Genomic DNA, 13529 nt, shown 5'->3' with positions numbered 1-13529 from the left:
CATTAGATATTTTCTCAAATTTCTCTTAAAATGTAAATAGAATTTTTGAAATTATTTTTATATTTTCCCATATAATTTTGCTGACTAATTTCATACAGAAAATCTCGCATTGTTAATCTATTATCAAAATTTATTTCATCTAAAATAAATTTATCTAAATTAGTTAACTTATCTCCAATTTTATTAAATTTTGCATATTTAACAAAATATCTTACATATATTTTTTTAGAATCAACTTCATTTTTTTGATTTTTATTTCCTATTAAAAATCTTTTTAAAACTAAATCATTAGTTATATAAAAAATTTTTAACACGTTATCTTGATTATTTATTCTATTTTTAATTGCTAATTTTATTTCGTTTTTTTTGAGAGACTTTTTAAATAAAATTAAATTATTTAATCTTTCATTCGATTTGAAATTTATTTTGATATGTTGGATATAATCTTCAAAATAATTTCTTAAATAATTAAGACACAATTCATAAAGTTGATTCAATGGATTATTATTATATTTTATAAAATTTATTTCACTATTCAAAAAAATTTTTGTTCAATAGTTTATTAAATTCATAAATTTCAAATATGGATCTCTACTTTTTAATATTTTTGTATTTGTTCTAAAAGAATTTAAAACTTCTCTAACGAATTGTTGAACTATAAAGAAATTTGCATTTGTGAAGAATTTTCTTAAATATTTAAGAAAATTAAACTGCGATGAATTTATGATTTTATTCATTGTTTTTTTGGCTTATAAAAATGTGATACATAATAATTGCTCCAGCAACACTCACATTCAAAGAGTCAATTAAATTTGTCATCGGCACAAAAATATTAAAATCTAGTTTTTCACTTAATTTTTGTGAAATACCGTTTCCTTCATTACCCAAAATTAAAGCTATTTTCTCATAGAAAGGAGTTTCATTCAGTTTTGTTTTATTTTTTGAAAGATTAGTTCCGTATATTCAAAAATCATTATTTTTTAATAAATTTATTGTTGAAACTAAATTTGGAACTAAAATAATCGGTATACTTCATATTGCACCAACAGATGTTTTTATAACCGTTGATGTAACTTTAACTTGATTTTTTTCTGGAATAATAATTGCGTCAACACCAAGTTGAACGGCAGAACGAATTAAAGAACCGAAATTATGCGGATCATTAATTTTATCTAAAATTAAAACTGTTTGTTTTTTATAATTGCTTGCAATTTTTAAATATTTTTGCAGATCTGTATATAAAAAATCTTTTAACTCAGCTGTTATTCCTTGTGTTTTATTAGAATCAATTTCATTTATATTTGTTAATTTCTTTTGTACTTGCACATCGATATTATACTCTTTTAAAATTGAACTATATTTTGTTAGAAGCACTTTTGAAATAACTTTAATATTTTTTATCTGATTAGGTTGTTTTTCAATTAATTCAAAAACAGAATGCTTACCGGTTACGATAATTAATTCATTTTTATTAGTATGCTGCATTATAATAACTCTCGTTCTAATAAATTTTTTCTTAAACTATCTGCCATGTCAAATTTCTTTTCAAATAATAATTGTTGTCATTCTAAAATTTCATTCACTTCATCTTTTGTTAATTCTTTTAATTTAAAATCAAAACCTAAAACATTTAAAATTATATTTAATTTAGTTGGCGTTGAGTCTATCTCTTCAAATAGCAATTGTTGATTTATATGTTTAACCATTAAATCTATTTGTGTTATCATTGCAGGAAGGTCTAAATCATTTGTAATGTAATCTTTAAAATTAGCAATGAAATGATACGAATTTAATTCTTCATCAATTGGTATATTTTCTGTAATAAAAATTTTACCGACTGCACATTGTCAACGAATTTTAATTAATAATTTTTTAATTCTGTCTTCTCATTTTTTTGCTTGTTGCAATAAATCATTATTAAAATCAATAGGTGCTCTATAGTTTTTTGTCATGAAAATATATCGCAATTCATTTACAGAATTATCTTTTAAAAATTCTTTAACAGTTAAAATATTCCCTAATGATTTTGACATTTTAGCATCACCAAGTGTAACATGACCATTATGCATTCAGATTTTTGCAATTTCATGTTTATTTTTTGCCAAAAATTGAATACGAGAATTTTCATGATGAGGAAATTGTAAATCTACTCCACCAAAATGAACATCTACACCTTCACTTCCGAAATGATTATCTATTAAAACGGCACATTCTGTGTGTCAACCTGGCCTACCTTTCGATCATTTAGTGTATCATTGTTTACCTTCTGTTGTTTTTTTTCAAATTACAAAGTCTAAAGGATTATGTTTATTTTTATCAATAGCTATTCTTTTCCCTATATTCAATTCATCAAGTTTTTTATTTGAAAGTTTACCGTATTCATCTTTATATTTATCAATTGAAAAATAAACGTTACCATTGACTTCATAGGCCATTTCTTTTTCAATTAATAGATCTATAAATTTTATTATTTTTTCAATTTTTTGTGAAATTGGTCTTAACGAATTTGGTTTTCTTATATTAAGTTTTTTCAAAATATCAAGATAAGCATCGGTATATTTCTTTGCTATAACTTCTTCGTTAACATTTTCAGCTCTCGCTTTATTAATTATTTTGTCATCAATGTCTGTAATATTTTGCATGTAATCAATTTGAAAATCTAAAAATTCTAAACAACGAACAAAAAAATCAACAAGTAAAATCGGTCTTGCATTACCGATATGTATGTCACTATAAACTGTAGGCCCGCATAAGTAAATTTTTATAAAATCATCATCAAGTTCTACTTCACGTTGACTAAATGAACTATAAAATTTCATTCCTCATCTTCCTTTACTATTTGTTCTATCTATCTTTTTTGATTAACGGTTTTACCGCTTTATATGAAAAATACAAAACAAAACTATTAAAAATTATTTTTAAAGGTGCTTGAACTAAACGTATAGCAACCATTGTAGAATATCCTTCTGTTGATGGAATTCCTAAAAATTCGCCATCTCCTCAAGCTGAAATTAACGTTGTCGCTAAATATTCGCATGTGATTGCAATTAACATCACGGGCAAAAGTTCATCTAACATTTTAGCATGATTCTTTATTAAAGAAAAATACGTTATTCAGACAATGAGTAAAGTCAAAATTAATGTTGCAATAAAAAATCACATATAAATTTCTTTAGACATTACAATTCCCAAAATTGATACTTGGTTGTTTACTGGCCTTCAGTATGCATAAATAACATAAATAAAAATACCAAATAAAGTAACAAATAAATTTATTAAAATCAATAAGATATTTCTTTTTGAACCTGAAATTCTGTTAAAAGAAGATCCAATTCCAGAGATAAAACCAAAAGCACATATACAAATTATAAAAGCAGGATGAATAAAAGAAGGTACAAATAACATAGTTAATCCTTCTGTAATCAATCCAACCAATAAACCAACAATTGGTCCAAACATAAAACCAGTAATTTTAACCATAACACCTTCAATTGCTATTCTAATCGGTGGAAAAACAGTAATTGGTACAGTCATAGAAACAACAACTGTAACAGAAACAGAAACTGCAGTGAACATTGTAATATAGGCAATATTTTTTGTTGTAAATCGAATACCGTGGTATCTTTCACGCAATATTGCATATGAAATTGCATTATAAATAATATAAATAAATGCAAATCCACCTATTAAGCCCGTAACCATAATTGCCATATGATTACTTGTTAACAATCATTCACTAATTTGCTGCATATATAAACCTTTCTTTCTATTTTGATCAATCTATGATTGGCTGGTTCTGTGATATTAAAATTTGATTTATTTTTGAAAAAGGTTTTGTATTATGAAAATATTTTCAACTAAATGGTGAAGGATGTCCAGATTCAATAACAAAATTACTTTTACTTTCTAAATTATTATATAGATTTTTTGCAAAATTACCTCACAAACAAAAAATAACATTTGAATTAATTTTTAATAAATAATTTAAGAGATTTTTTGAAAAAATTAACCACCCGGTTGATTCGTGACTTAATGGTGTTTTTTCTTCCACTGTTCAAATTGCATTCATTAGGAAAATACCTTGTTTTGCCCATCCATCTAGTGAATTTGCAAATGAATGATCAACACCTAAGTCATCTTTCAATTCCTTGAAAATATTTTTTAAAGATGGCGGTGTTTTAAAAGAATTTGTTGAAAAAGCTAATCCATTTGCTTGATTTATACCATGATATGGATCTTGCCCAATAATCACAACTTTAATATTTTCTGATTTAACAAGTGAAAATAATCGAAAAAGATCATCATGACTTGGAAATACATTTTTATTTTTATATTCAAATTCTATTTGCTTCATCAATTTTTTATAATAATCTTTTTTGTATTCTTGAGAAAAAAAATCCTGCCAGCTTGAATCTATTTTCATCATTATTTGTTTTTACTCTTTTCTTTCAATTTATATTCTTGTGCTATTTCCTTTTCACGTAATTTCATTAATTTATTCTCTTGTTTCAATCTCTTTTTTTCTAAACGAGGATTATTATCAAAACGTTCAAAATCTCCTAAATCTCCGCCATTATTTCTCGCATATTGCCTTGCATCTTCTCTTGGATTTGAGAAAATATCATCTTCTTCGGCTTCGGGACCTAAATCAATAACATTGCTTGAACCTCTATAAATTGAAGATACATCATTTGATCTATAATTTGAGACATTATTTACCGCTGATTGGCGGACATTAATTGAAGTTGGTTGAGGATCATAAATATATTTGTCTTTACCTCCTTGATTATTATTTGGAATTTGCTTTGAATTATCATTTATTAAATAGGGCTCTGGTTCATCAAAATCATCTTCAATTAATTCTACGTTAGATTTATTTTTTTTTTGCTGTTTTTTCATTAATTTTACTTGTTTTTTTTCAGCCTTACTTAAATTTTTCATTTTTTCATTATTTGCTATATTAAGATTATCTAATGCATTTAACGAATTATCATCCAAAGTTTCTGTTTTAAAAATCGGTTTTATAGGTTCTATAGTTTTGAAGTCATTATTTTCATATCCTAAATCATCATATTTATAATTAATAGATTCACCATGTGATCTATCATCTGTTGTGTAAACTTTTTGTGGTTCTGTTAAAACAAACGCACCATAGTCATCAAATACTTGATCTTTCAATAATTTATTTTTTGAATTATCATATAAACTTTGTGTCGCGTCTATTGTTGGTGGTATTTCTAATTCACCTGTCTGATTATTTAAGTTAAATGGCCCGTCAAAATCTGATGTCATTGTAAAATTATCGTATGGATCATATGTTGGATATTCATCAGAATCTGTATATAAAACTTTTCTTTGTGGTACACTTCTTCTTATTTGTTGGTTAATACCGCCATATGACATATTATTTTGTGGTATTGCATTAGCATTATTAATTGGATATGGGATGTATTGTGGTTGAGGAACTGAAACAAATTGAATATTTGGTGGCGTTTGTTGTTGTTTCATATATTCTAATTGCATTTGTTCAAGTTGCGATTCTGTTTGTTGTTGTAATAATCTATTTGTAGCATTATTTTCATTTGAAGGTGAAAAAAATGGCAAAATTTGATAATCATTTGATGATTGAGATTGTGAGTTAATTATTGATAAAGCATATTGTTGTGCTAATTCTTCTGTTTGAAATTGAGCTAATACTTTTTTTGTATCTTGCTCTACAACATCATATGAAGTATTTGTTTTAAAAATAACCAGATTGCTGTTCATTGATTCACACCCCTTGAAAATCATAGTTATTATAACATAAAAAAAATGGCACCAAAAAATGAAGCCATTATATTATTATGAAAAATCTATTGACATTTGATCAAAAGTATTATCATTAAATAATTGAAATGCTGTTGACATATAATCTGTTCCAGAACGAGATGCAATAACATCTTTTGAAAATTGATATTGATATGCAAATGTATATAACGATCCAGAAAAATCATCTTTTGTATCTGCATCTGTATTTTCAATTGCGTTAATTGTTCATAACAAATAAACAACATTTGTAATTGGTAAAGTAATTGTATAATTTTTAATGCCTTCAAAAGTAATTATAAAAGTCATATCAGGAATTGCAGTTTCGTAAATAGTTCCCTCTATTTGAGTTTTATATTTATCTTCATCACCCTTTGAATCACTATTAATAGCATTAGTATAATAAAGTGGAACATCAGTTGCGTTTGGTGCGACCTCTATTGGTTTTGAAGTATCAATATCTTCATTTTCACTATCATCATATTGCAAATTAAAATTTACGCCACTTAATGTATTAAAAATTTGATCACCCAAAACATTAGTTTGAGTTTTATTTATTTCTTCTGTTGTAGATGATGGCACATCTATATTTGGGAATATTGGCTTTGCATTTTCTATACTTTCTGGAGAGCCATCATTAGTCATTCCTTGTTTAAATGTTTTACCAACATAACCACCACTATCTGCAGAAGGATTATTTGGTTTTGCTCCACTACTATTTGTTACATTAACATTTTTATAAAAAAAATCATTAGATGATTCAAAATCTTTATAAAAATCTTTTCATTTCTCATCTTTTTGAATTAATTTTTCTTTATTTCCGTCAGCTAATAAAGGTAGATTTTTTATATTATCTGGTAAATTAATATCATCATTTTCATGCACTTCAGGATTATAATTCAATAAATTTAAAATATCAAAAACAACCATAGTCACTAAATTACCTGTTGTTCCTTGATAATCTTCAAGTTTATTTGACCCATCTCCTATTGATATATCAATTGTTTTTTTAGGTATAGAACAAGATGCAACAGATATTGCTGATGTTGACATTAAAAATAATGAACCTAAAATTGATAATAGTTTTTTCATATAGTCTCTCTCCCACAAATCATAAATTTATTATAGCAAAAACGAACCCTATAATACATAAATATTATTAATCACCAAAATGATTTATTTTAAAATTATTAATTTATTGTATTTGTAAATTTTCCATATAATTTATTAAAATTCAATTTAATAATTCCTGTTGGCCCATTACGATGTTTTGCGATAATTATTTCTGTTTCATCAACATCTGATTGTTCATTAACTAATTGGTTATCGTGTAGATAGTAATCTTGTCGATACAAAAACATAATAATATCTGCATCTTGTTCTATAGCACCAGAATCACGAAGATCAGACATAATAGGTTTTTTATCTTCACGTTTTTCAACAGAACGAGATAATTGTGATAAACAAATTATTGGCATATTTAATTCTCTGGCTACCTTTTTTAATTGTCTTGAAATTGTTGCAATTTCATTTTGCCTGTTATCACCAAAACCATTCACAGAAGAAATTAATTGTAAATAATCTATTACACATAAATTAATGCCATAATCACGTTTCATTTTTCTTAACTTTGATTGAATTTGTAAGACCGTCATTCCCGGTGTGTCATCTATTACGATGTTTAAACGTTTGATTGTTTCATTAGCATTAGCCAATTTTTCCATCAATTCCATATTTGCAATTGATTGGTTGCTACTATTATTAACTTGTCCGGTTCTAATAGTTTGAGAATTAATTTGTGCTTGCATACCAAATATACGTTGAACTAATTGTTCTTTTGGCATTTCTAAAGAAAAAAATGCAATTCCATTTGTTTTTGATGTTCCTTGTTGTAATGATTCTATTGCTGCATTAAAACCTAAATTTAATGCAAATGCAGTTTTACCCATTGAAGGTCTAGCAGCCAAAATAATTAAATCACCATTTTGTCAACCAGCTGTCATATTATCTAAATCTTTAAATCCAGAGGGAACTCCTGTTATTATTTCTTTATTCTGACGCAATTTATCTATGTGATGTAGTACTTCATCTGCAATAACAGAAATTGGTGTCATTGAATCTGATAATAAATCTGTTTTAATATCTAAAATACTCGACTGAGCTTGAGAAAAAATTTGCATTATAGATGATTGACCTGAATCTAATCATGATTTTATATCAGTAACTGTTTTAGTTAGTTGCCTTTTAAGTGAATGTTCAAAAATAATTTGAACAAAATTTTCAAATCCTTCATCTGTATAGTATAAAGATGATAATTCTGATAAATATACCATTCCGCCAGCTTGATTTAATTTATTTGAATAATTTAAATAATCTGCTAATTGCGTCAATGAAATATCTTTATTTTCATCTCTTAATTCAAATAATGTTTTGTAAATAATTTGATTAGCCTGCTTTGTAAAATCATCTGTTTTTACCTGCAAAGAAATTTCATTAAAAGCTGTTGAAGAGTGAATTGCAATAGATAACAATTGCGCCTCTGCATTTAATAAAATAGAATTTGTCATTTCATTATTTTCAATCATACTATTGTTCACCTTCTACAATTACTGTCAATCGCGCAATAATATCATGGTCTAATTTATAGTTCAAATAATATGTACCTATCTTATTTAAATTATTTGCATTAATAAATTTACGTTTATCAATTTGCATCAAATGATTTTTTGTGTGCAATTTTTCTTCTATTTGTTTTAAAGAAACAGATCCAAATGGTTTATTATCTTTAATTTTTAAAATAAATTTAAAATCTTTTATTGATTCTATTTGAGTTTTTAAATTTAATAATTCATCACGTAGTTTATTTTCAGTTTCTTTTTCGTGATTAATTTCACGAACATTTTGATTTATGCTATCACGTGAAGCTATTTCAACTAAACCATTTGGTATTAAATAATTTTTTGCATAACCATCAGTAACATTTTTAACTTCATGTTTCTTCCCTTTACCTTTAACATCTTTTAAAAATATAACTTTCATAAACACGCCCTACTTTCCAAATATTATCTTAACTCAATAATAATAATTTCTATAATTTATAAATACCAATGTTAATATGTTAATAAAAAATCACTCTAATATGAGTGATTTTAAAAATTATTGTATTACAAATGGTAAAAGTCCCATAACTCTTGAACGTTTAATCGCAGTTGCTAACATACGTTGATGTTTTGGTGAAGTACCTGTGACTCTACGTGGTAGAATTTGTCCTGAACCAGAAATAAATTTTTTTAATAATTCTACATCTTTATAATCTATATAATTTATATTATTTTTTGCAAAAAAATTAATTTTTTTGCGTTTTACAAATTTACGAATTGCCATTTTGTTTACTCCTTATTAATCTCATAAAATTGAATCTGAATCATCTAATGTATTAGAATTTGAATTTTTTTCTTCTGCTTTATTTTCAGCAGCAAAATTATTAATTTCTTCAAAATCAAATCCTGTTGTAGAACGTTCAAAATTATTTACATCATAATTTTGTTCTACAGATGATGAAGGTCGATCATTTTTTGAACCTAAAAATTCTATTCTTTGTACTGATACAGACATTTGATTATCATAAGTACCATCATCTTTTTTATTAGATCTTACAGCCAAAGAGCCTTCAACAGCAATTAAGCTGCCTTTTGATTGATATTTAACCAAATTTTCTGCAGTTTTTTCTCACGCAAAACAAGAAATATAATTAGTATAATCTTGTCCGTTAGAAGAAAAACTTGATACTGCTAAATTAAAAGCACAAAATGATTTACCGTTATTTGCTGTACGTAATTGAGGGTCTCTAACCAATCTCCCAGTTAATTGAACTTGATTCATTGTAATTCAACTCCTATTCCAATATTGTTAATAATTTATTCAGTTGGCTTATTTGCTGGTGCTTCTGTTTTGAATTTAGCTCCGGCATTTCCATCTGATTCATTTCTTGATCTGAATTTTCTTTCAAATCGTGGACCTGCTGGTTTTTTTTCTTCTTTAAATTTTGTCATATCTGTTTTTGCATATACAGTAGATTGTTCATAATGACTTTCTGATTCTGTATTAATAACTAAAACACGAATAACATTTTTATCAATTCCTGCAATACGTTTCATTTCATTAATATTTGCAGCTTCGGTATTTACTATTAAAACAAAGTAATAACCTTTATTTTTGTGATTAATTGAGTAAGCGAAATTTTTCAATCCTCATTCTGCTTGTTCAACAATCTTTCCTCCATTTGCAGTTAAAGCATCATTTAATTTAGATGTTATCAAATTTAAATCTTTTGCATCTTGATCAATGATATACATAACTTCGTATTTTCTAATCATAAAAATATGTCTCCTTGTGGTCTTTTGGGCATAAATGCCAAGGAGTTAAATACCTATTTGTAATTTTATTAGTTTTTTAAATAAATATTAACTCGCTAATATATTGTATATCATTTTAAATAAGAAAATAACTATTTAAAAAATATCTTCTTTATTTGTTATTTTTATATTTTTTATGTCTCCATTTATATATATCATTTTTATTTCTGGTGAATTTAATTCTATAAAGGTTGCATCATCATCATAATTATAATTGTTCGGTTTGTTTCTTTTTAATGCATTATCATAGATTTTTGTCTTAAAACCTTGTGGTGTTTGTGTTATTAAAAAATCATTTCTATTCACATGAATAAAATCACCACTAGTATTTTTTTGCTTTAAGGCAGAATTGATTGTTAAACTAGGAATAACAGCATCATTATTTATTAGATTTAACATAATTTTATCTAATAATTCATTTGACAAATACGGTCTAGCTCCATCATGAATTAATACAAAATTATTTTTGACATAATGCATACCCTTTTGAACAGAAAGATATCTTTCTGATCCGCCTCTAGAAAATTGCAGTCTGTCTATTGCTCAATTTTTAACTGCAAAGTAATCTAAAATTACATTTTCTATTTCTTTTGGACAAACTATTATTATTTGATCAATAAAATTATTTTTCAAAAATGGTTTTATTGCTTCAATTAAAACATTGCTACTTTTTAATTTCTTTAATAATTTATTTTCCGAACCAAATCTTTTTGAATCTCCGTTTGCTACAATAATTGCTGAATAATTTATTTTAGATTTTTTTTTATAATATTGTAATTTCATTAGCTTCACAATAATCTAAAAATTTTTTTTGTCAAACAGAATGCTGTACTTCACCAATATGTTGTTTTTGCAAAATGGTCATTGATAATCGAGCTAAATTTAACCCGCAAGAAATAGTTAATGGCAATTCCTCAATTGTAATTAAATGATTATATTCTGTTTCTGTTTTATAATTTTCTTTTAATTTAGAATTTTGAATTTGCAGCGAATCATGATTAACCGTGTATGCAAGATAAACTAACTCTATTGCATTTTCTGATGCGGGAGAATAAATAAATAATTGCATATATGTACTATAATCAAAAACATCCTGTGAAAAATTATTAGGTATTTTATTTGTTTCATTATTACCAGTAGACATTAAAACAAAAGAGCCATTTTCTCTTGAAAATTTACTTAGACATTCATTTAAATTTAAAAGTGGATAAAGAGCTTTCAGTTTTGAAATAGAAATAAATATTAAATTTTGAGAAAATAACTCACCTTTCAAAATTGGAAATGATTTTTTGATATTTTTGTAAATTTTTAAAATAATCGAATAAATCTTTACCATAATTTCTTGAATCTTTTTTATGTCTTTTTTTTCTTCAATTATTTCAAAACCGATTTCTGTTTGAACAATAGAATTAACATTAGATATTATTGCATCTCTTTGTATTAAATTAGAACATGTTAAAATTCCATAATTATTATCTTTAATTTTATTTTTATACAAAAATCATCTTCTTCATTTATTATTGGCTTGAATTATTTCACCAAATAAATTTCCTTTATCAGAATCAAAGTCTATAGTTCTTAATGTACCTTGATAGTCATCATTCAATCATGAAAATTTATCTGTTACAACGGCAGCTTCTACAGAAATCAAATTAAAATGTTTTTTTAATTCATCTGAAAAATTTTCTTTAATTATTGATAAACCTTCTATTGTTTCCCTAGTTGTCAATTTTGATTTGTAACCTAATTCTATTCCATAACGCAAAACAAATTAACCTCTTGGCTTCATTTGTGGAAACAAAATAACATCTTTAATTGATTCTTGACCTGTAATTAGCATTACAGTTCGATCTATCCCTATACCTAAACCAGCTGTTGGTGGAAGACCATATTCTAAAGCCTCCACAAAATCAATATCCATTTCTTGAGCTTCATCATTACCGCTATCTGCTTCTTTTAATTGCTCTAAAAAACGATCGTATTGATCAATTGGATTATTTAATTCTGAATAAGCATTAGCATATTCTCTACCAACTATAAATAATTCAAATCGATCTGTAAAACGTGAATCTTTTGCATTTCTTTTTGCCAACGGAGACACTTCCACTGGGTGACCTGTTATAAAAGTTGGCTCAATAATTTTATCTTCAACATATTTTTCAAAGAAACTATTAATAATATGTCCTACGCCGTAATGATGTTTTTCAACATCAACATTATGTTGTTTTGCCAATTCAAATGCCTGTTCATAAGTCATTTCTTGTCAAAAATCTACACCACAAATTTCTTTTATCGCATCAACCATGTGTCATCTTTTAAATGGTTTTGATAAATCTAATTCATGACCTCCATAAGATAATTGCGTCGTACCATTAATTTCCAATGCAATTTGTTTAAAAATAGATTCTGTTAAATCCATATGATAAAACATATCTTCATATGCAACATAAACTTCTATTGTTGTAAATTCGGGATTATGTCTTGTATCCATTCCTTCATTTCTAAAAAGTCTACCTATTTCATAAACTCCATTGAAACCACCCACTATCAATCTTTTTAATGGTAATTCTGTGGCAATCCTTAAATAAAAATCACGTTCTAGAGCATTATAATATGATTTAAATGGTTTTGCGATAGCTCCACCATGTACAGATTGTAAAATAGGTGTTTCAACTTCATACATTCCTTTATCATCCAATATTTTTTGTATAATACGAATTATTTTTGAACGAGCTATGAAAATTTTTTTTGTTTCGGAATTAATTATTAAGTCTACATATCTTCGACGATATTTTTCTTCAATATCATTTAAACCATAATAATTATCAGGCAAAGGACGTAATGATTTAGTTAGCAATTGATATGATTTAACACGGATTGTTAATTCTCCGTGATTTGTTTTCATAGCAACACCAGTAACACCGATAATATCACCTAAATCTAAGTCACTAAATGAAGAAAACAAGTCAGAACCTAATTCATCTTCTCGCACATAAATTTGAATTGAATCATCTTGATCTTGAATATTAGCAAAAATTGCTTTTTTCCCAGCTTCTCTAAATTGTCTAATTCTTCCTGTTAATTTTAGTTTTATTTCAGATTTTGATTCTAATTCCTCTTTTGTTAAAGATGAAAATTGTTTTTTGACTTCCGTAATATCTATATTTCTTTCATATTTTGCAACAATAAAAGGATCTTGTTTTTCCTCAACTAATTTTTTATATTTTTCTCTTCTTATCAATTCTTGTTCTGTAAATTTACGTGTAAATTCTTTATTATTATTTGACATAGTCTAATCTCCCTTTTTTA

The 13529-nt window shown here is 25.9% G+C and carries 15 protein-coding genes; all 15 read right to left on the bottom strand.

The features are described 5' to 3' along the window. Positions 1-2: 2 nt before the first annotated feature. The 15 genes from AACK85_RS00170 to lysS all read right to left on the bottom strand — a co-directional run bounded on the left by AACK85_RS00170 (position 3) and on the right by lysS (position 13509). On the bottom strand, positions 3-737 hold the full coding sequence (locus AACK85_RS00170; RefSeq protein WP_338969871.1) for a hypothetical protein: 735 nt from the start codon (positions 735-737) through the stop codon (positions 3-5). Continuing rightward, positions 730-1485: a 23S rRNA (guanosine(2251)-2'-O)-methyltransferase RlmB gene (rlmB, locus tag AACK85_RS00165; protein ID WP_338969869.1), complete on the bottom strand. Its 756-nt coding sequence runs from the start codon at positions 1483-1485 to the stop codon at positions 730-732. The genes AACK85_RS00170 and rlmB overlap by 8 nt, the downstream gene beginning before the upstream one ends. Then, the gene (gene cysS, locus AACK85_RS00160; RefSeq protein WP_338969867.1) at positions 1485-2819 is read right to left on the bottom strand and encodes a cysteine--tRNA ligase; all 1335 of its coding nucleotides are present in this window, start codon (positions 2817-2819) and stop codon (positions 1485-1487) included. Before cysS ends, rlmB begins: the two co-directional genes overlap by 1 nt. A gap of 25 nt (positions 2820-2844) precedes the next feature. Next, on the bottom strand, positions 2845-3750 hold the full coding sequence (locus AACK85_RS00155; RefSeq protein ID WP_338969865.1) for an ECF transporter S component: 906 nt from the start codon (positions 3748-3750) through the stop codon (positions 2845-2847). A gap of 16 nt (positions 3751-3766) precedes the next feature. Then, positions 3767-4426 (bottom strand): uracil-DNA glycosylase, encoded by a 660-nt coding sequence (locus AACK85_RS00150; RefSeq protein ID WP_338969863.1) that lies wholly within the window; start codon positions 4424-4426, stop codon positions 3767-3769. Further along, on the bottom strand, positions 4426-5766 hold the full coding sequence (locus tag AACK85_RS00145) for a hypothetical protein (RefSeq protein WP_338969861.1): 1341 nt from the start codon (positions 5764-5766) through the stop codon (positions 4426-4428). Before AACK85_RS00145 ends, AACK85_RS00150 begins: the two co-directional genes overlap by 1 nt. A gap of 75 nt (positions 5767-5841) precedes the next feature. Beyond that, complete coding sequence (locus AACK85_RS00140; RefSeq protein ID WP_338969859.1) at positions 5842-6897, bottom strand: hypothetical protein; 1056 nt, start codon at positions 6895-6897, stop codon at positions 5842-5844. Positions 6898-6995: 98 nt separating this feature from the next. Continuing rightward, a complete protein-coding gene (dnaB, locus tag AACK85_RS00135; RefSeq protein WP_338969857.1) occupies positions 6996-8390 on the bottom strand; it encodes a replicative DNA helicase in 1395 nt (464 codons plus the stop codon). 1 nt (position 8391) lies between these two features. Then, on the bottom strand, positions 8392-8844 hold the full coding sequence (gene rplI, locus AACK85_RS00130) for a 50S ribosomal protein L9 (RefSeq protein WP_338969855.1): 453 nt from the start codon (positions 8842-8844) through the stop codon (positions 8392-8394). Between the two features lie 117 nt (positions 8845-8961). After that, the gene (gene rpsR / locus AACK85_RS00125; RefSeq protein WP_338969853.1) at positions 8962-9189 is read right to left on the bottom strand and encodes a 30S ribosomal protein S18; all 228 of its coding nucleotides are present in this window, start codon (positions 9187-9189) and stop codon (positions 8962-8964) included. Positions 9190-9204: 15 nt separating this feature from the next. After that, complete coding sequence (locus AACK85_RS00120; RefSeq protein ID WP_338969851.1) at positions 9205-9687, bottom strand: single-stranded DNA-binding protein; 483 nt, start codon at positions 9685-9687, stop codon at positions 9205-9207. Positions 9688-9722: 35 nt separating this feature from the next. After that, positions 9723-10181, bottom strand: a complete 459-nt coding sequence (gene rpsF, locus AACK85_RS00115) for a 30S ribosomal protein S6 (protein ID WP_338969850.1) — start codon at positions 10179-10181, stop codon at positions 9723-9725. A 135-nt stretch (positions 10182-10316) separates the two neighbouring features. After that, the gene (locus AACK85_RS00110; RefSeq protein ID WP_338969848.1) at positions 10317-11003 is read right to left on the bottom strand and encodes a 2-C-methyl-D-erythritol 4-phosphate cytidylyltransferase; all 687 of its coding nucleotides are present in this window, start codon (positions 11001-11003) and stop codon (positions 10317-10319) included. After that, the gene (locus tag AACK85_RS00105; protein ID WP_338969846.1) at positions 10984-11985 is read right to left on the bottom strand and encodes an asparagine synthetase AsnA; all 1002 of its coding nucleotides are present in this window, start codon (positions 11983-11985) and stop codon (positions 10984-10986) included. The genes AACK85_RS00110 and AACK85_RS00105 overlap by 20 nt, the downstream gene beginning before the upstream one ends. A gap of 6 nt (positions 11986-11991) precedes the next feature. Next, complete coding sequence (gene lysS / locus AACK85_RS00100) at positions 11992-13509, bottom strand: lysine--tRNA ligase (RefSeq protein WP_338969845.1); 1518 nt, start codon at positions 13507-13509, stop codon at positions 11992-11994. Between the last annotated feature and the right edge of the window lie 20 nt (positions 13510-13529).

This window comes from Spiroplasma endosymbiont of Labia minor (assembly GCF_964019845.1).
Classification (GTDB): Bacteria; Bacillota_I; Bacilli_A; order Mycoplasmatales; family Mycoplasmataceae.
Note: the sequence above shows the minus strand (reverse complement) of the source record. Positions and strands in the feature narration are given on the sequence as shown.